At 37.3% G+C, this 21,890-nt stretch carries 9 protein-coding genes; all 9 read left to right on the top strand.

Translation table 11 applies throughout. The annotated features are described in order from the left end of the window. The first annotated feature begins 714 nt into the window (after positions 1-714). The 9 genes from ADICYQ_RS00485 to ADICYQ_RS00445 all read left to right on the top strand — a co-directional run bounded on the left by ADICYQ_RS00485 (position 715) and on the right by ADICYQ_RS00445 (position 21,291). Entirely contained in the window at positions 715-1,839 is a 1,125-nt protein-coding gene (locus tag ADICYQ_RS00485; RefSeq protein ID WP_040413679.1) for a DUF748 domain-containing protein, read from the top strand. A gap of 302 nt (positions 1,840-2,141) precedes the next feature. Then, entirely contained in the window at positions 2,142-3,137 is a 996-nt protein-coding gene (locus ADICYQ_RS00480; protein WP_040413678.1) for a 2-dehydro-3-deoxygalactonokinase, read from the top strand. After that, complete coding sequence (locus ADICYQ_RS00475; protein ID WP_020891189.1) at positions 3,106-3,747, top strand: bifunctional 4-hydroxy-2-oxoglutarate aldolase/2-dehydro-3-deoxy-phosphogluconate aldolase; 642 nt, start codon at positions 3,106-3,108, stop codon at positions 3,745-3,747. The genes ADICYQ_RS00480 and ADICYQ_RS00475 overlap by 32 nt, the downstream gene beginning before the upstream one ends. A gap of 71 nt (positions 3,748-3,818) precedes the next feature. Beyond that, positions 3,819-5,183, top strand: a complete 1,365-nt coding sequence (locus tag ADICYQ_RS00470) for a GntT/GntP/DsdX family permease (RefSeq protein WP_040413676.1) — start codon at positions 3,819-3,821, stop codon at positions 5,181-5,183. A gap of 84 nt (positions 5,184-5,267) precedes the next feature. Continuing rightward, on the top strand, positions 5,268-9,740 hold the full coding sequence (locus tag ADICYQ_RS25580; protein WP_051160071.1) for a T9SS type A sorting domain-containing protein: 4,473 nt from the start codon (positions 5,268-5,270) through the stop codon (positions 9,738-9,740). Positions 9,741-10,104: 364 nt separating this feature from the next. Next, a complete protein-coding gene (locus tag ADICYQ_RS25575) occupies positions 10,105-14,559 on the top strand; it encodes a T9SS type A sorting domain-containing protein (protein ID WP_081652264.1) in 4,455 nt (1,484 codons plus the stop codon). Between the two features lie 272 nt (positions 14,560-14,831). Then, positions 14,832-16,709, top strand: a complete 1,878-nt coding sequence (locus tag ADICYQ_RS25570; protein WP_020891185.1) for an IgGFc-binding protein — start codon at positions 14,832-14,834, stop codon at positions 16,707-16,709. Further along, positions 16,696-19,023 (top strand): T9SS type A sorting domain-containing protein, encoded by a 2,328-nt coding sequence (locus tag ADICYQ_RS00450; protein WP_020891184.1) that lies wholly within the window; start codon positions 16,696-16,698, stop codon positions 19,021-19,023. Before ADICYQ_RS25570 ends, ADICYQ_RS00450 begins: the two co-directional genes overlap by 14 nt. Before the next feature lie 330 nt (positions 19,024-19,353). After that, on the top strand, positions 19,354-21,291 hold the full coding sequence (locus ADICYQ_RS00445) for a T9SS type A sorting domain-containing protein (RefSeq protein WP_040413674.1): 1,938 nt from the start codon (positions 19,354-19,356) through the stop codon (positions 21,289-21,291). Positions 21,292-21,890: the final 599 nt, after the last annotated feature.

Below are 21,890 nucleotides of genomic sequence, written 5' to 3'. Positions count from 1 at the left end.
AAGGATATCTAATTTCCTTCGCTATCTCTCTATTCTTTTTTAAAATATTTATATAAGGTGTTTGATTATGGGTATTTTATGAGGTAACGTACACGAATTTAGCCTGTTACAATGCTATTTGATATTTTGTTTTATGCATTTGATGTGTGAGTAAAATGGAAAAATACTAAGAAATCTAGTGCCAATGATATAAATTTAATTTAACATTAAAAAGATATAATCTAAAATTGGGATTCGAATAGGGGAATATTAAAGTTATATTAGATTATATCAATTATCATTTTTTCAATAGATTACTTGTATTGATTGTGAATATTTGAGTGTATTCTTCATATTTGTTAATTATCGTTAAAATAACTGAGTTGTTTTAATGATAATTAAATTCGCAAAAGTTACTATTGACGTTTTATTTTTTTGCAGATTTTTATGTTGATGGGTATGGATTTAGCCAATGTCAGGAGGGGGTACTTTCGGCATAGAATTTGGTTGCAATAAAACAAGGATTATTTATAGAAATATTGTTTCTATTCCTTATGCTTTTTACTTTTTCACCCAAAGTTCTATTGGATGACTTGGTTAAAAGTGAGAAGATTTAAAATTTATGAACGGATTTGTAAATGAATATTTAAAATATTTTACTGATTTAAAGCTCTTTTGTTCGCCAATTAGTTAAGTGCATAAAGGTTATTAAACGATTCACATAGGACCATCAAAATGCGTAAAAAAACTTCTATTATACTGGGGATTATTATAGTACTATTAATTGTATTTAGGCTTTTTTTGCCTGATATCGTACTCCATTTTGTCAACAAGCAACTGTCAGAAATGGAAGAGTATACTGGCAATGTTGAGGACATTGATATAGCCTTGATCAGGGGAGCCTATGTGATTGATGGAATTGAAATTTTAAAAAGGGATACAGAAGATAGGGAAAGTGCTGATAGCATTCCATTTTTTACCAGTCCTCATGTAGATCTTTCCATCCATTGGAATGCGCTTTTTAAAGGAAAGATTGTGGGTGAACTTGTAGTGGATCAGCCTAAATTAAACTTTGTCAATACTGAAAAAAATGACCCTGAAGTCAAACAGGATACGGCTGATTTCAGAGGATTAATAAGGGATTTGATGCCTTTAGATATAAACCGTTTTGAAATCAATCAGGGTGAAATTCATTATATAGACAATATGGCTTCACCAAAAGTAGATGTGTTTATCAAGGAGCTTGATATTTTGGCGGAAAACCTGACAAACGAACCAATTAATAGTGATTCTTTACCTTCTTCAATCAATGCAAGTGGGTTAGCATATGGAGGAACCTTTAATTTAGATGTAAAATTAAACGCCTTGGCAGATCAACCCACTTTTGATATGAATGCCGAAATTGAAAAGGTAGATTTGGTGGGCTTGAATGATTTTTTGCGTGCCTATGGTAATTTTGATGTGAAAAAAGGGGAGTTTAATGTTTTTACAGAATTTGCAGCTAAGGGTGGGAAATTCAAAGGATACGTTAAACCGCTTATTAAGGAGCTAGATATTGTGCAATGGAACAAAGAAGAGGGCAATGTCTTGCAAATTCTTTGGGAAACAATTGTCGCTGGTGCCGCAGAGCTTTTTGAAAATCAAAGAGAAGACCAAATTGGCTCTAAACTTTTAATTGAGAATACTTTTGAAAATCCGGATATCCATACAGGCCAAGCCATCTTATTGATTTTGAGAAACGCTTTTGTTCAGGCCTTGAGACCATCTATAGAGCAATCAATCAATTTCTCCAATGTGGAAAAAGAGGAAAGTGAAAAAGGCTTTTTTAAAGGGTTATTTGGAGGCGATAAAAAAGATTAGAACCCTTTAAAGGGTCTTTCTATCCTCTCCAATCTGTGGGGAATGAATAGGTATATCTGTTATCGTTTTCAGTAAATAACTTCTAATTCTAGTCCTGAGAGTTGTTCTAAGAACTTGTTTTTGGAACCATCTCGTACTTTTTTAAACCTTCAGTCATTTAGTTGGTGTTTTTTTTAGGCACTGTTTCCAAAATTCAGTTTGAATTCCCTAATTTCAATTAATTATTGAGTGGTTAATGTTTGACCAGAAGGATTGCGTGAATTTTATGCCCTCCTTGAACTCGCTTCAATGTTACGAAATATATGATGAGATTTTTGAGCTGTGATTGGGGTACGAGCTCCTTCAGGCTAAGGCTTGTAAATTTAGAAGATGCTACTATCAATGGTGAATATGTTAATGAAATTGGAATTCAGACTACTTATCAATCCTTTATAGAAAATGGAAATGGCATAAGCAGAGAAAGTTTTTATTTTGGCATACTTAGAGATGAAATTAAAAGTATGGGGGATTCCCTCAATGTCAACCTGGATGGCATGTTGGTTGTTTGCTCAGGAATGGCCTCATCCAGTATAGGTATAAAGGAATTGCCTTATGCCAACCTACCTTTGGATACTTTGGGCACTTCTATGAATTTAGAATATTTTCCTTCATCAGAAGGATTTAACCATCCCTTGCTTTTATTATCAGGTGTCAAAAGTGCTGACAATGTTATGAGAGGGGAAGAAACCCAGTTGATAGGGGTTGTCCGCCAACTAGAGGATTTCGATGGAAATGGTGTTTTTATTTTACCCGGTACGCATTCCAAACACATTTGGGTAAATAACAATCAAATGACTGGCTTTAAGACTTATATGACAGGAGAGGTCTTTCACCTTATGGCAAACAAGAGCATCTTGTCTAAAAGCGTAACGTTCAACTCCTCCGAGAATGAAAAATTCAAAGCTGTTTTCACTGAAGGGATAAAGGTTGGTGCAGAAAATGCTTTGTTATCGGTACTTTTTAATACCAGAACGAATGAATTGTTTGGGCGATATTCCAAAGAGGAAAACTTTCATTATTTAAGCGGTTTGCTGATTGGGAATGAACTCACTAATTTGGTGCAGGAAAAAGAGGCAAACATTTACCTTTGCTCGGAAGGTAAACTTCATCCCAATTATGTAATGGGAATGGAAACCTTAGGACTTAAAGCCAAAGTATTGCCCAATCAATGGGTAAGCCAGTCCGTAATTCATGGTCAAATTCAAGTTTTGAATCAAAATATAAACAATGAAAAAAACATTTTCCTGGGAAGCTTTTAATAAAGCACCCATCGTCGCCATTTTTAGAAATTTAGACAGTAATGATCTGTTACAAGTAGCCCAATGTTTTAAAGTTGCAGGACTGTCCACTATGGAGATAACCCTAAACTCAAAGAATGCTACCAAAGATATTGAACGATTGGTGAGTGAATTTGGTGCTGATCTTAATATTGGGGCAGGGACCGTGTGTGACATAAATGACCTGCATGCAGCACTCGATGCTGGTGCACAATTTATTGTTACACCTGTTTTGGACAAAGAAGTCATTCAATTTTGTGTAACTAACAATGTCCCTGTGTTTCCTGGCGCTTTCACGCCTACTGAAATATATACCGCTTGGAAGCTAGGAGCCAATATGGTGAAGGTTTTTCCTTCTGGTGCATTAGGTCCGGGTTATATCAAGGATTTGTTAGGTCCTCTGGACAGCATTAAATTATTGCCTACAGGAGGAGTTAGTATAGATAACCTTTCAGAATATTTTAAAGCTGGAGCAAGTGGAGTAGGGGTAGGAAGCGCAGTTGTTCCAAAGGCTTACCTTCAAAACAAAGACTGGAAAGGACTTACAAAGCACCTGGAGCTATTTATGAAAACATATCAGGACGCTGTATAAAAGCAATATTATAAACCTTAAGGTTTCTCCTTCAATTTTTATTATACCACCATTAGTTACCTAATAAACCCATGGATCAAACGCTATATCTTTTTATAATTACCTCTTTGTCTATATTACTATTGCTGGTTCTGGTAATGAAGTTAAAGGTGCATGCCTTTATTTCTTTACTACTTGCCAGTTGTTTTGTAGGCTTGGCATCGGGAATGCCATTTATGGAACTTATAGGTAGCCTTCAAAAAGGTATGGGTGATATATTGGGCTTTATTACGATTGTGGTAGGGCTTGGAGCGATTTTAGGAAAACTGCTGGAGGTCTCTGGTGGTGCCCAAACAATGGCGCATTTTCTAATCAAGGGTTTTGGTGAGAAAAGAACTTCCTGGGCATTGATGCTTACAGGTTTTATTGTATCTATCCCAGTGTTTTTAGATGTAGGCTTTATTATCTTAATTCCTTTGGTTTATGCTTTGGCGAATAAATCAGGCTTGTCCCTGTTGCATTATGCAGTACCTCTATTGGCAGGGATGGCAGTAACACATGCCTTTATACCCCCAACTCCCGGGCCTGTAGCTGTTGCAGAGATTTTGAATGCTCCCTTGGGTTGGATGATAATTTTCGGTGCGGTTGTAGGATTGCCTTGTGCTATATTAGCTGGACCAATATTTGGTGGATATATCTCTAAGAAAATATTTGTCCCTGTTCCAGAATACATTGAATTTAAAGAAGAAAGCAATACCAATCCTTCCAAGCAAGATTTTTATTTAATAGCCTTTATAATTATTCTTCCTTTACTATTGATTTTGATTGCTACTACTTCTGATCTTTTGGTAGATACAGGATACTTAAATGGAGACAATTACCTGCTTGAATTGGCTCAGTTTTTAGGTCATCCTTTTATAGCACTAACAATAGCGACATTGGTGGCCTTGTATTTCTTAGGCTATAGAAAAGGATACAAGGCCAAACAATTGCTTGAATTTTCCGACAAGGCCTTGGCACCTGCAGGATTGATTATTGTGATTACCGGCGCTGGAGGGATGTTTAAAGAGATTTTGGTTCAAAGTGGAGCTGGGGAAGCACTGGCAGAAGTTTTCATTGCCTATAACGTAGCGCCTATCGTCATGGCATACCTAATTGCAGTAATTATTCGTATTATTCAGGGCTCTGCAACCGTAGCGATGGTAACCGCTGCAGGCATGATTTCTCCAATAATTATAGACATGAATATGTCTGACCCGCACAAAGCTTTAATAGGCATTGCCATTGCCGCGGGTGCCTGTATACTCTCTCATGTGAATGATAGTGGGTTTTGGTTGGTCAAGAAATATTTAAATATAAGTGAGAAAGAAACGTTACAAACCTGGACTACTTTAGAAACAATAATTTCTGTTACAGGCTTTATTATTGTATTGCTTATTTCCTTAATTTTTATATAATACTCTTAAAACAAGCGGGTTGTATTTGTTATACTGTTTATAACTTATATATTTAGGTATATATAAACCATAAATATGTATGTTATGAGACAAACCTACAGTGTTTTTAGCTTGATTTTTCTGCTGTTTGTGTTGCCAATGAGCCTGGTAAATGCGCAGAATGGAGTTCCTGATAATAAAGGAAAGGAATTTTGGTTAATGTTTAACCGGAATTTAGATAATAGAGGTATAAACCCCGATTTATTCATCACAGGTGATATAGCAACTACAGGACGGGTGAATTTACCGAATGATGTTCAAATTGATTTCTCAGTTGTTCCTGGAGAAATTACTAAAATAGACCTACCTATATCAATATTAGCAATCGAAGAAGAGGAAATATCACAAAAAGGTATTCATATAATTGCTGAAAATGAAGTCACTGTATATGGGCTTAGCCAAAGGACAAATTCAACAGATGCATTTTTAGGGCTTCCTCTTGATGTTTTAGGGAACGAATATGTAGTAATGTCGAATGGTACATTGATTATTAATAGGACAGTCTCCTATTCATTATTAGGTATAGTTGCTCCTTGGGACAATACAGAAGTTACTATAATTCCTTCCAGCGATACTAGAAATAGACAAAAAGGAGTTCCATTCAAAATAAATCTACAAAAAGGAGAGATTTATCAATTGTCCGCTGCAGTTTCAAATGGGGATCTTACAGGAACTATTATAACCTCAAATAATTCTATAGCTGTTTTCAGTGGACATACCTGTTCATATGTGGGGTCTGGGGCTCGTACCTGTGACTTTATTATTGAGCAAATTCCTCCCGTGCTTTCCTTGGGTCAGCGTTTTGTAACGGTTCCTTTAGCCACCAGAAAAGCAGGAGATATTTTTAGAATGGTTGCTACTAAGGATGGGACGAATATTTCTATTGTTGGAACCAATGATTTTAAAGAAAGTATTTCACTGAATCGGGGAGAATTTAGGGAGATTAGTATACCAAGTGGTGTTTTTTCCAATATCATATCCAATCAAGCTGTTTTAGTCGCACAGTTTTCCAAAAGTCAAGATGTTGATAATGTAACCTCAGATCCATTTATGGTACTTATCCCACCTTTTGAGCAGTTTCAAAACCAATATACGGTAAGTACACCTTCTTCAGGCTTTAGTAAACATTTTATCAATCTTTCAGTTCCTATTTCTCAGAAGGATAAAATAAAATTAAATGAAAGTTTTTTAGACTCATCCCTTTTTACTGATATTCCTGGGTCTGCCTTTGCAGGTGCTCAGGTGGAAGTAAGTGCAGGTACAAATAATATTTCAGGAAATCTGGCTTTTGGTGCTTTCATTTATGGATTTGGTAGTAATGATTCTTATGGTTATCCAGCTGGGCAAGCACTTTCCAGTGTAGAGCAAGTGGAAAGTATTAGCCTTGACCTGGAACAAGAAATTGAGCAAGGGTCCACTTATTGTTTCAATTCTACAGTTACAGACGATGAAGGAGTACCCATATTTGGCGTTAGAGTAGATTTTGAGATTGAAGGACCCAATGAAAAAATAGGTTTTGCTGTGACTGATGAACAAGGAATTGCAAATTTCTGCTATGATGCAGTTAGCGAAGGAACAGATAAAATTATAGCTACAGTAGGAAGTACAACTACAGAAGGGACAGTCATTACCTCAATCCCAAGACCGGTAAGTGTGCTTTTGACTTCTATGCCAGACGTTGTGAACATGGGAGAGGAAATATGTCTCAGCAGTCAGGTATTGGATCAGTTCGGCAATCCTATAGAAGGCGAAGAATTGTTCATTGAATACATAGGTAATGTATTGTACAGTGGTGATTCTGATGAGAATGGAAAAGTTGACTATTGTTTCACTCCAGAAGAAGGAGGAGACCTGCAATTCAGTAGTTATTTTGATAGTATAAATAAAACTGAATTAATGGTTGAGGTTTCTATTCCAGCAGCTGTACCAAGTACCATTACCGTTGTTTCAGAAGGCAATGAGATAAATTTAGGACAGCAGATTTGTGTTACAGCCACTGTTCTTGATCAGTTTGGTGAAATAATGGAAGGAGTGGAAGTGCAACTCGAAATAAATGGAAAACATGCAGGATCCGAAATAACAGATGAAAACGGGGTGGCAGAATTTTGCAAAACCGCAGCATTGGAAGATGGAGAGCTCCTTATATTTATTGTTAATTATATTGGTGGTGGAACACCTGCTTCTACCAGTATAAAAGTCCTCAATTCAGGAGGTGGAAATGGTGGCGGAAATGGCGGAGGGGGAGACCTTGTTGCCAGTTCAATTTCAATTTCTGGTTTGCCTGTTGAAGTTCAATTGGGAGAAGAAGCCTGCTTTCAGTCAATTGTATTGGATCAAAATGGTGATCCATTGCCAAATACTGAGGTAGATATTGTGGTTAATGGTGATTTAATAGCAACGTTGATTACCAATGAAGAAGGAATAGTAGCATACTGTCTGGCCAGTGAGACATTGGGTGATCTTGGATTCTCCGTTAGTTATTCTGGAGGAGTTCCTGTAAATGGATCCGTTAAAGTGATTCAGGTAGAAATAATTGCAACGACCATTTCGGTAAATCCATCGGAGGATGAAGTATCCCTTGGTGAGGAGACTTGTTTGGAAGTTGGGGTATTGGATCAGTTCGATAACCCAGTTGGTGACATTGAAGTGTTTATTACCAAAAATGGTGACTCTGTAGGGTCTATGATGACCGCTGAGGATGGCATGATGAATTACTGTTTCACTCCTGATATGGAAGGAGAATTTGAATACAGCTTCCATTATACCTCCGAGAATGAGAATAGAATAAACTCAATAATAACTGTCAAAGACAATACACCGATCCCTACGATCATCACCTTTGTAGACAACGAAGTTGAAGTGGTTGTAGGTGAGGAAATTTGTTTGGCAGCCACTATATTGGATCAATTTGGAATTCCGCTGGTTGGTGTTGAAGTTTCTTTTGATGTCAATGGTGTATTCTATGGCAAAGGCATCACCGATGAAAATGGTAGGGTAGAATTCTGTGAGATACCAGACGAGATGGGAGATTTGATTGTTACGGCTACTTATGAAGGAGGAGCGCCAGCAGAAGCAACCATTAAAGTAATAACAGAAACGGATGTCCTGGAGATTGAAAGCTTTTGGTTGGTAGATGCAAATGATTTTTCCTTAATCAGGGAATTAATGGATGGAGAAAAAATCCCGTATTCCACTTTAAAAGGCAATAGATACAATATAGCGGCGATTACCAATGAAGAAAAGGTAGGAAGTGTTCGATTTACTTATGAATACCTATTTCATTGCTCCACTTGTTCCCCACATCGTGGTGGTAGAACAGAGAATTTTGTTCCCTATACTGCATTACATGAAGGTATTGGGCCGCTTGCAGGCAAAGCATTGTATCCAGGGTTTTATCAATTTAGTGCCACTCCTTATGGGAAGAATTCCGGCAAAGGAAACAAAGGATTGGAGTCAACTTTAAAGTTTGAAGTTTATTTTGAAAACATCATTGAAGGCTTCACTTTGGTCAATGCTACCGATGATGCTGATATTATAGCTATCAAGGATGGTGATATCGTTGATTTATCAGCGTTTAAAGGCAAGAAGTTTAATATAAGAGCAAATACGCCGGTAAATCAAGTACAAGGTGGAGTGGGTATGGAAATTAGTGGAACAATTAACCTGTCCAAGTTCGAAAAATTTAAACCTTATGCGCTGTTTATGGATACCAATGGCGATTATGCAGGTGTAGATCTCCCCGAAGGAAACTATACCTTGTCCGCAACCGCATTTCCATTCAATTCAAGCACCACTAGAGGAGTCGGTGGAGTAACTGAAACAATCAATTTTGAAGTGATTCACAACAGTAAGGTGGATAAATTTACTTTGGTAAATGCGGATACTGACAGGGACATTATGACCATTATAGAAGGTGCTTATATAGACCTGAATCAGTACAAGGATGTCAAGTTGAATATCAGGGCCGATGGTAAAGGTGGGCATTTAGCAGCTATGTCTTTCCAGCTTTCAGGCGCTAAAAATTACAATTGGACAGAAAGAAAAGCCCCCTATGCGATTTTCGGAGATTTGCCTGCTAATGATTATGTTGGCAAGTACTTTAAGGAGGGCAATTATAAATTGATGGTCACTCCCTACAATGTTGACAACACTATGGGCGAAAGCCTGACCATTAACTTTAGTGCTGGCTTTGATAAAGGAGACAATTTAAGGATCAATGGTGCTTCTATGAATCAACTTGAGGCCAATACGACTGAAGTAGGTGAAAATGAGGGTAGACAGCAAGAAAGCCTAACCGTTTATCCACAACCAGCTCAGAACTTTGTAAACTTCAATTACCCCTCCTCTCTGAGGGAAGATGCTACAGTGATGATTTATAAAGGGAACGGGCAATTGATTCACGGCGCACAAATGGGCAATACCCCTGACTTTAATTTTGGAAGGTATGGTTCAGGATTGTACCTGATTCATGTTACAGATATAGATAAGGTTATTACCAAGAAAATATTTATCTATTAAAAGACTAACCTATAAAACAGTATTTAAAAGCTTCGGACGGTTGTTCGGAGCTTTTTTATTGTTCTAGTTTGAAAATTAAACTAAAGAGTGTTAATAGGTCTGAAATCAGTGTTGAAAGCAACTTGTTGTTTTCCTGATTTTAATGAATAAGGACAATTAATGGAATAGATTTTTTTTGATATAGATGAAATAGAAAATTAATAAATAGGGATCGAGACAAAACAACATTTTCCGTTAATATTTTTCTTATTTTTCTGCGTATTCTAAAATTTTCCTGTAATTATTTAAAAACTAGTGAGTTAAATTTGTTATTTTAATTTTAACATATATATTTATGTATATATAACCCATAAATATGTATTTTATGAAACAAACCTACAGTATTTTAAGCTTTATTTTTCTTCTGTTAATACTACCAATGGGCTTGGCGTATTCGCAGAATGGCATTCCCGATAATAAGGGAAAGGAATTTTGGTTAATGTTTAACCGAAATAATACAAATATCTCTGTAAATCTGGACTTATTTATATCTGGAGACATGGCTACTAGTGGTAAGGTTATTTTACCAGATGCAACTGTTATAGATTTTGATGTGGCCCCAGGAACAATTACTACAGTTGATATACCCAGTAATTTTATTGCTGGGCAGGCAGATGGTATTGAAAATATGGGACTTCATGTATTAAGTGATGATGAAATAACAGTCTATGGTTTAAACCAAAAGCTAAATACCACAGACGCCTTTTTAGGTTTGCCTTTAGATATATTAGGTAACGAATACGTTGTCATGTCCTATACATCATTGCGGGCCGATGCCACGTTAGCTTCAGAATTTGGAATTGTTGCGACTATGGATAATACAGAATTAACTATTATTCCTTCTAGTAATACTACCAACAGGCAAGCGGGTAATCCCTTTAACATAACTTTGCAACAAGGGGAAACTTTTCAGCTAATAGCAGCAGTAAATAATGGAGACCTAACAGGAAGTATAATTACTTCAAATAATCGCATAGCTGTATTCAGTGGAAATACTTGTGCAAACGTACCTCAAAATACTACTGCATGTGACCACATGATTGAGCAGATTCCACCGATAACGTCGTTGGGGAAAAGTTTTGTAACAGTACCCTTGGCCTCAAGAAGAGCAGGAGACGTTTTTCGAGTAGTTGCCACCCAAGATGGTACCAATGTAACTGTAAGTGGAACCAACGGATTCACTCAGGATTTTTCTTTAAATAGAGGGGATTTCCAGGAATTGAGTATTCCAAGCAATGTATACTCCAAAATTGTTTCTAACCAAGCTATTTTAGTAGCACAATATTCTAAGGGGCAATCTTCGGATGGAGTAATTTCTGATCCTTTTATGATGCTCATTCCCCCATTTGAACAGTTTCAAAATAAATATACGGTTAGCACTCCGGCTTCCGGATTTAACAAACATTTTATCAATCTCGCTGTTCCAATATCCCAAAAGGATAAAATTGAATTGGATGGTGTTTTTTTAGATCCTTCCCTTTTCACAGATATACCTAATTCCACTTTTGCAGGTACTCAGGTGGAAGTGGATGAGGGAACCCATAATATGTCAGGAAACCTGGCTTTTGGTGCTTTTATGTATGGATTTGGTAGTTATGACTCCTATGGGTACCCTGGTGGGCAGGCATTAGCCAGCGTAGAGCAAGTCCGTAATATCAACCTGGATCTGGAACAGGAAATACAACAAGGAACCACTTACTGTTTCAATTCTACAGTTACAGACGATGAAGGAGTACCCATTTTTGGCGTTAGGGTAGATTTTGAAATTGAAGGGCCCAATGAAAAAATTGGTTTTGCTGTGACGGATGAGCAGGGCATCGCCAATTTCTGCTTTGATGCGGTGAATGAAGGCACAGATAGAATAGTGGCCTCAGTGGGAAGTACCACTGCAGAAGCTACTGTAGTTACCACTATTCCTAGGCCTGAAAGTGTTCTACTTTCTTCATTACCTGAAGAAGTCATGTTAGGAGAAGAAATTTGTCTTACCAGTCAGGTCATGGACCAGTTTGGCAATCCTTTAGAAGGTGAAGAATTGTTCATTGAATACATGGATAATGTGTTGTACAGTGGCTCGTCTGATGAAAACGGGAATGTCGAATATTGTTTCACTCCAGAAGAGGGTGGAGACCTTAAATTCAGCAGTTATTTTGAAGGCAGTGACAAAACAGACTTAATAGTAGTCGTTTCTATTCCTGCTTCTGTACCAAGTACCATTAGCATTGCATCAGCAGCCAATGAGATCAATTTAGGACAGCAGATTTGCGTTACAGCCACTGTACTTGACCAGTTTGGTGAAGTAATGGAAGGAGTGGAAGTGCAACTGGAAATCAATGGAGAAGCTGCAGGTTCTGAGATGACGGATGAAAATGGTGTTGCTGAGTTCTGCAAAACTGCCGAAGTGGAAGATGGTGAAGAGCTAATTTTTGTTGTTAACTATGTGGGTGGCGGTACACCGGCTTCTACCACTATTAATGTCCTTAATTCCGGAGATGGCGGAAATGGTGGCGGAGGTGGAGACCTTATAGCCAGTGCTATTTCTATTTCTGGATTACCAGTAGAAGTTCAACTGGGAGAGGAAGCTTGTTTTGAGTCACTTGTTTTGGATCAAAATGGTGACCCGTTGCCAAATACTGAAGTGGAAATCGAAGTAGATGGTGATGTTATAGCAACCCTAACTACCAACGCGGATGGAGTAATAGCATACTGTTTGTCCACTGAATCTTTGGGTGATCTTAAATTCTCTGTTAGTTATTCAGGCGGGGATCCAGTAAACGGCACTGTTAAAGTTGTACAGGTAGAAATAATTGCAACGACCATTTCAGTAAGCCCATCTGAGGATGAAGTATCCCTTGGTGAGGAGACTTGTTTAGAAGTTGGGGTCTTGGATCAGTTCGATAACCCAGTTGGTGCCATTGAAGTATTTATTACCAAAGATGGTGACTCTGTAGGTTCTATGATGACCAATGAGGAGGGCATGTTGAATTACTGTTTCACTCCAGACATGGAAGGAGAATTTGAGTATGGCTTCTTCTATACTGCTGAAAATACAGTAATGTCGACCATCACCGTATCAGACAATACACCAGTTCCTACCATTATTTCTTTTGTAGACAATGAAGTAGAAGTTGTTGTAGGTGAGCAAATTTGTTTGGCAGCCACTATTTTAGATCAATTTGGAATGCCATTGGTCGGTGTAGAAGTTTCTTTTGATGTCAATGGCGTATTCTATGGCAATGCCATCACTGATGAAAATGGCAGGGTAGAATTCTGTCAGACACCAGATGAAATGGGAGATTTGATGGTGACCGCTACTTATGAAGGAGGAGTGCCAGCAGAAGCGACAATTATGGTAGTTACCGAAAATGATGACTTGGAAGTTGAAAGCTTCTGGTTGGTAGATGCTGGGACGAACACAATGATTGCTGAAATCATGGATGGTGATAAAATTCCATATTCTACTGTCAAAGATAAAATGGTCAACATGATGGTTATCACTGATCCTGCAAAAGTGGGTAGTGTGAAATTGGAATTGGAAGCATTGACTTTATGTCCGACCTGTGCTCCGGATATGCGTAGTACTACAGAGAATGTGGTTCCTTATGCTTTGTATGGAGACATTAATGGTGACTATACAGGCAAAGAAATAGTGCCAGGAGCTTATATGTTCAGCGCTACACCATATGAGATGAAGAATCTTGCAGGAAATCAGGGAATGAAATCCATGGTTAACTTCGAAATAGTATTCGAAGGAACTATTGATAGCTTTACTTTGGTCAATGCTACAGATGACACTGATATTCGTGAAATCATGGATGGAGATGTTGTTGACCTTTCTAAACTCCAAGGTGTTAAATTCAACATTAGAGCCAATGTACCTAATGGTCAGCAAGGTGCTGTGGAAATGATGATTGATGGTCCTGTTATTTTCTCAATGTTTGAGAAGGGGATGCCATATGCCTTGTTTGGAGACAATAGTGGTGACTATATTGGTAGAGACCTACCCGAAGGAAGCTATGCACTGTCTGCAACTGCGTTCCCAAATAAATCAGGTGTCAATAGAGGCATTGGTGGGGCTACAGTCATGGTTAATTTTGAAGTGATTCACAACAGTAGAGTAGATAAATTCACTTTGGTAAATGCGGATACTGACGAGGATATCATGGAACTTATGGAAGGAAGCTACATCGACCTGAATATGTACGAAGATGTCAAGTTGAATATCAGGGCTGATGGTAAAGGCGATGACATGGCCGCCATGACTTTCCAACTTTCAGGTGCGAAGAATTACAACTGGACCGAAAGAAGTGCGCCATATGCAATCTTTGGAGACCTACCATTGGGTGATTATGTTGGCAAGTACCTCAATGAAGGCAAATATAAATTGATGGTTACACCATACAATAGCGACAACATGATGGGTGAATCGCTTACGGTTAACTTTATTGCCGGTTATGATGGTGGTGGCAATTTAAGGATTAGCAACGAGTTCCTTGATCAGCTTGAGGCCAATACCGATGAAGGTGGTACCAAGGAAGGTAGACAGGAAGAAGACCTCATTGTCTATCCACAACCTTCCCAGAACCTAGTCAACATCCGCTACCCATCTTCTCTTAGTGAGGATGCGATGGTGATGATTTATAAAGGTAACGGTCAATTGATCCACGGTGGTCAGATGGCCAATACCTCAGACTTTAATTTTGGAAGTTATGGTTCTGGATTGTATCTGATACATGTAACCAATGGAAATAAGGTTATATCTAAAAAGGTGTTTATTTATTAAGATAATAAATCAAGTAGTATTTTTAAAAGCTCCGGACAATTGTTCGGAGCTTTTTTTATGTCCGAGTGTAGGGTCATTTTAGTTCCTTATTCCTAAAAGTGCAAGTAGAATTTTTTAATATTTAAGATAAAAAGGTTAAGTCAACTTGGAAGTGCCAAAACATGTATAGTTCTTTTTCTTGATTTGGGATATAAAACTAATAGGTTAATTCATTGCTAGCTTTAGCTTTAATAGGTAAGTTTGTGTGTTAAATAGTTAATAAAATGTTTTTTATGAAAAAAATCTACTGCATTTTAAGTGTTATTTCTCTATTGATTTTACTGCCTATAGGGCTTGTATATTCTCAGGGAGAGTTACCAGACAATAAGGGAAAGGAATTTTGGTTAATGTTTAACCGGAATTTAAATGATGGTAATTTAAATCTAGGTCTTAATATTTCAGGAGATGTACCAACTGCTGGTAAAGTAGTACTGCCCAATTCTGAAAAAATAGATTTTTTTGTTACACCAGGAACAATTACTACTGTTGAAATTCCCAGCGAATTCGTTGCAACTATTGCAGATAGTGTAGAGAGGAAAGGTATTCAAGTAATAGCTGAGAATGAAATTGCAGTTTTTGGATACAATCAGAAAGCTTATTCGAATGATGCCTTTTTGGGACTTCCTGTAGATGTTTTGGGTAATGAATATTTGATAATGTCATACAGATCCAATTATTTAAGTCGTACTAGAAATTTTTCTGTTATTGGAATTGTAGCGGTTGAAGATAACACTTCTATCACTATAGTGCCATCTATTACTACGCTAGAGATACAAAAAGGAGTTCCTTTTCAAATAACGCTACAAAAAGGTGAGACTTACCAGATGGCGGTAGCCTATTATGACCTTACAGGTAGTACTGTTACCTCCGACAAACCCATAGCTGTATTCAGTGGATATAATTGCGGAAAATTACCACAGAATGTCACTAATTGTGAACATGTGATTGAACAGCTTCCTCCAGTAAGTACTTTGGGACAAAATTTTTTCACAGTACCATTATTGTCCTCAAATAGGAAAATAGATGTTTTTAGAATTGCAGCTATAAAAGATGGTACTAAAGTTAATATAAATGGAAATAGAGGATATTCAGAAGCTTTTTCACTCAATAAAGGTCAATTTAAGGAAATAAGTATTCCTTATAATGTTTATTCAAAAATTGAATCTAACCAGCCTATTTTAGTCGCCCAGTATTCTAAAGAGTATGGATATTTCAATGATAATTTTCCTGAACTTTTTATGATGCTAATTGAACCCTTCGAGCAGTTTCAAAATAAATATACGTTTAGCACAGGCACAGGCCGATATAGACATTATATCAATTTGGTAGTACCAATTTCACAAAAAGACAAAATAGAATTGGATGGAAATATTTTAGAACTTTCATTATTCAATGATATTCCTGGGACTACTTTTGCTGTGGCCCAATTAAGTGTGACTGAAGGTGTCCATCATTTATCTGGAAACCTGCCCTTTGGGGTTTCTGTGTATGGTCGTGGAAGAAGTGCCGCAACTGGTTCTTATGGGTACCCTGGAGGCCAGTCATTAGCTAAAGTGCAAGAAGTGAGTGATTTAGTTCTTGATCAAGAAACACAACAAGGAAACACTTATTGTTTCAATTCTATTGTAACGGATAAAGATGGCCTACCTGTATTTGGTGTAAGGGTAGACTTTGAAGTACAGGGGTTAAATGAAGAAATGAGCTTTGCAGTAACCAATGAGCAAGGTATTGCAAATTTCTGCTTCGATGCTTTAAGCGAAGGAAAGGATACAATAATTGCTTCCATCGGAAGTAAAATAGTTCAAGCATTTGTAGATACAACGCCCTCCATGCCAGATAGTGTTCTATTTTCTACCTTGCAGGGTACAGTCTCATTGGGAGAGGAAATATGTCTAACTAGCCAAGTATTGGATCAGTATGGAGCTGTAATGGAAGGTGTGGAAATTCAATTGGCGATCGAAGGTAAACCTGTTGAATCAATAGTTACAAATGAAAATGGGATCGTTGAATTCTGCAAAACAGCTGAAGAGGATGACGGTGAGGCTATAATTTTCACCGTTAATTTTGAGGGTAGCGAAACGCCTTTTTTTTACCAGTGTGAAAATACTTAATCCTGGAGATGGAGGCAGCGGTGGTGATGAGCCAATTTCAAGCTCTATTTCTTTAGCTAATTTGCCTGGGGAAGTTCAAATTGGAGAGGAAGTTTGTCTTCAGTCCCTTGTTTTGGATCAAAATAGTGATCCATTTTCCAATGCCGAAGTTTCCATAGTCATTAATGGAAAGGTTGTCGCATCGATACTAAGCGATGATGAAGGAATCGTAGATTATTGCTTGACCACCGAAACTTTGGGTGACCTTGAGATATCAGCATACTATAATGGTGGTGATCCTGTCAGTGCAACTATTAAAATTATTCCTGAAATCATAGTTTATGTTCCAACGACCATTTCTATTGTTCCAAACGTGCCTGGTGAATTTGGTGAAGAGACTTGTATTAAATTGAAAGTGCTGGATCAATTTGGTAGTCCGATGAGTGATGCCGAAGTCTTTATTTCAAAAAATGAGGTGGTTGTAGATTCTCTTACAACCAATGAAGAAGGAATGATTGTCTATTGTATAGATACAAGTGTAAATGGATATTTCAGGTATAGCTTCTCCTTTATAGAGACTGTCCAAAATGGTACAATATATGCAATCTCTATAGATTCGAATGATGAGAATGATGATGCATTAACCTCTTTCACTTTATTAGAAAACGAATTTGATTTGAGGGTAGGAGAGGAAGTTTGTCTGGAGGGGATAGTTTTTGATAAAGATGGTATTCCTTCAGAAAATAGAAAGGTAAGCTTTGTTAGGGGATATACTTCAAGTGTTTTGTCAGATGCAAATGGTAAGGCGAAGTTTTGTTGGACTCCTGTTGAAGAAGGTGATTTTGTGGTCCCAGTATACATTGGTGGTGAAAAGAAAGCGGAAGCTCATATTAAGGTGGAGTTTAATAAGGAAGATTTAAAAGTTGAAAGTTTCTGGTTTGTAGATACCGACACTAATGTACCAATAAGGGAAATTAAGGATGGGGATAAAATTCCCTACAGTTTAGTGAAAGATAAACTGATTGCCTTGACGGCAATTACTAACCCGGGTAAAGTAGGTAAAGTTAAATTGGAAATGGAAGAATTGACCCAATGTCCAACATGCCCTGTCAAAATCACTGAAGAAATCGAAAAAGTGCCCCCCTACACATTGTTTAGGGATGACAATGGAAAATTTAATGGTCATGCATTTATCCCAGGATATTATAAATTAAGTGCTATTCCTTATGCTCTTGGTTTATATCATTTTAATTTTGAAGGCATTGAGTCCAAGGTAAATTTTGAAATCATCTATGATGGAAACGTGGATTCTTTCACTTTGGTCAATGCGACTCATGATACAGATATTCAGGTAATAAGGGATGGAGATGTTATTGATTTATCTTCGTTCAGGAATGAGAAATTCAATTTCAGAGCCAATGTACCGCTAAATCAGACACAAGGTGGAGTGGGTATGGAGCTTAGTGGACCTGTCAATTTCTCGCAGTTTGAAAAAGTGGAACCTTTAGCACTCTTTACGGATGTTAATGGCGATTATACTGGTAAAGACCTACCTGATGGGAAGTATACTTTATCTGCAACAGCGTACCCTTTCAAATCAAGCATGACTAGTGGAATAGGTGGTGAACCGCTTACGATAAGTTTTGAAGTGTTTTCTTCAGGTAGTAAAGTAGATAAGCTTATTTTGGTAAATGCGGATACCGACAAGGATATCATGGTGCTTATGGATGGTAGCTACATCGACCTGAATCAATACCAAGATGTCAAATTGAATATTAGGGCCGAAGGCAAAGGAGAACAATTGGCAGCTATGGTTTTCCAACTGTCTGGTGCGAAGAATTACAACTGGACGGAAAGAAAAGCCCCATATGCCATTTTTGGGGATTCGCCCGGTTTGGATTATAATGGTAAATACCTCAATGAAGGCAACTATAAATTGATGGTGAGGCCATACAATAATGACAACTCAATAGGAGAAAGTTTGACTGTTAATTTTACAGCTGGATTCAATTCTGAAGACAATTTAAGGATCAATGGGGAGTCTATGAAGCAGCTTGAGGTCAGTTCCTCAGAAGGAGAAGCCAATAATGTTGACTTAGTGGAAGCGCTAATAGTTTACCCACAACCTTCCAAGAACTTTGTAAATATCCTTTACCCCTCTTTCCTAAAGGAAGATGCTATGGTATTGATCTATAAAAGTAACGGTCAATTGCTACATGGTGGGCAAATAGGCAATACGTCTGGCTTTGAATTCAAAAAGAACGGCGCAGGATTGTACTTGATACTTGTTAATGATGGGAATAGGGTAATTTCTAAGAAGGTAATTATCAATTAAAAGAATAAATCAAATAGAATTTTAAAAGCTCTGGACAATTGTTCGGAGCTTTTTTTATGGCCATTTATCGAATATAAGCAATCCTAAAACCCAGATTATTGGTAAGGGTTGGTAGCGATTTTATTTTTAATTGATGCTAATGGAATTTATAAGTTTTGTCGATTTCAGATGGTAATGCCAAGAAAATGAATAGACCTAGAATAATAGTAGGTTTTTTTTAAGGATTGTGGTTTTTTTCTAAAGAATAATTGAAGCTTACAGGCTAATTTATTGCGTTATTTAATTTATACATGTTAATTTGTGTGTTAAAAATTCATTAAAATGTGTTTTATGAAACAATCCTACTTAATTTTAAGCTTTATTTTTTTGCTAATAATACTTCCTAACTGCCTGATATACGCTCATAATGAGGTGCCAGACAATAAGGGAAAAGAATTTTGGTCAATGTTTAACCGAAACAATGACAATCAAGATATAAAACTAGACCTGCATTTCACTGCAGATGTAGCCACCACTACTCAGGGAATGTTTCAAAATGCTAGTAATCTAGCTTTTAGTGTAACAACTGCCGCAGTGCCAGGCACCATCACCTTTTTAGCCTATGTAATTGATGGGATTGTTGGTGAAGAAACTTGTTTGACTGCCACACTTAAGGATGAGGATGGAGTACCAATGAGTAATGAAGAGGTGTCTTTCGATGTTAATGGTGTTTTTTATGACACCTATATAACAGATGAAAATGGAAAGATTGTGTTTTGCCAAACGCCAGATGTCTTGGGTGATTTGATAGTGACTGCTTACGTGGGTGGTGTATCTACCGAGGCTACTATTATCGCAGGTGAGGTGTCGGAGGATTTGAAAATAGAAAACTTCTGGTTGGTGGATGCCAGTACCAACACCGTAATAAATGAAATTAAAGATGGAGACAAGATTTCTTATTCTTCTATCAAAGACAAAACACTCACTATAGTAGTAAGCTCTGACCCTGAAATAGTAGGTAGCGTGAAGATGGAAATGGAATACTTGACCAGTTGCCCAACCTGTCCTGTTAAGAAGCATACCATAACCGAAAATGTTGTCCCTTACGCTTTATATGGTGATGTAAAAGGGCAATATGTTGGTTATGCATTTTCACCAGGCTCTTATTCACTAACAGCCACTCCCTATGAAACTAGATTCCATACCGGGAATCAAGGACTGGAGTCCATTATTAATTTTGAAGTAGTGTTTGAAGGTGTCATCGAAACCTTCACTTTGGTCAATGCAACAGACGATACAGATATTCGTGAAATAATGGATGGAGATATCATAGATCTCTCGTCCTTTATGGGCAATAAATTTAATGTCAGAGCAAATGTACCGCTAAATCAACAACAAGGAGGAGTAAGTATGGAGATCAGTGGTCCTGTGAATCTTTCTCAGTTCGAAAAAGTGAAACCATTGGCACTTTTCATGGATACTAATGGAGACTATGCGGGAAAAGAACTTCCAGAAGGAAATTATACTTTGACAGCTTCTGCTTTCCCGTTTAACTCAAGTGTCCACAGTGGTATTGGTGGAGAAGCCTTAACAGTGAGTTTTGAAGTGGTCCACAACAGTAAAGTTGATCAGCTAGTACTTGTGAATGCGGATACGGACCAAGACATCATGACCATTCTGGATGGGGCTTATATTGACCTTAATCAATACAAAGATGTTAAGCTTAATATTAGAGCTGATGGCAAAGGTCAACATTTAGGAGCGATGGCTTTTCAGCTTTCGGGTGCGAAAAATTACAACTGGACAGAAAGAAAAGCGCCCTATGCGATCTACGGGGATTTGCCAGGAGATGACTATAATGGAAAATACTTCAGTGAAGGCAACTACAAATTAACGGTTACTCCTTATAATAGCAATAACGTTATAGGCGAGCGATTGACGGTTAATTTTGTTGCTGGTTTTGATATCGGAAACAATTTAAGGATTAATGGTGAGGCTTTGAATCAGACTGAGAGCATGTCTTCAGAAATAGAGGCAAATGCCGAAAGCCTGGAAGAGGACCTTAAAGTCTATCCACAGCCTTCCCAAAACTTTGTAAACATCGTTTACCCATCCTTTCTTCGTGAAGATGACACGGTGATGATTTACAAAGGTAATGGTCTATTGATCCACGGTGCCCAATTGGGCAATACAGCAAGCTTTAATTTTGAAAGTTTTGGCACTGGTCTATATGTTATTCAGGTTACCAATAGTGAAAAGGTGATTTCCAAGAAGGTGTTCATCTATTGATAGCATAAAGCGATTGCGCGCATTTTTTTCAAGCTCCGGACCATTGTTCGGAGCTTTTTTTGAATCTGTCATCACAGAACTTCTCCTATAAGGCTTTCAAGCAAAAGTGACATTCAGCATTCTCTTTCATTAATAGTTAGAATTACTTCCTGGTAAGAATGCCATGAATGGGTGGGATTGTGCTACCGGTCATGGTTAGGAGGGATGTCTTGGGCCCATTGAAGAGAAAATCCTATCATGCATTCAGGCCTGAACTGCATGAGTGTAATGTTTGAAATTAAGCCTAAATATACTGTTGTACCTTCCTGTTTTTTATTTAATGCATTATTTAAGCTATGTAATGCATCCTTTAATAGCTTTTATAGATTTCAATTGGTTTATACATACCCAAAAAAGTGGTTGAAATAATTTTACTATAAATTGATACTATATAAGTTATATAGGTCTTATTTATTTCTATAAATATTCATTCCCTTATTTTATTTGTTTTAATTTTTTAAGATTAATAAACCATTTATAAATGGTTGTTAACTTTTTTTAAATAAATAAAAATAATTTAATTTTTTTTAAGTACCCATTTTTTCAATCACCAACAAAAT

Origin of the sequence: Cyclobacterium qasimii M12-11B (assembly GCF_000427295.1) — a bacterium.
Taxonomy (GTDB): Bacteria; Bacteroidota; Bacteroidia; order Cytophagales; family Cyclobacteriaceae; genus Cyclobacterium; species Cyclobacterium qasimii.
Note: the sequence above shows the minus strand (reverse complement) of the source record. Positions and strands in the feature narration are given on the sequence as shown.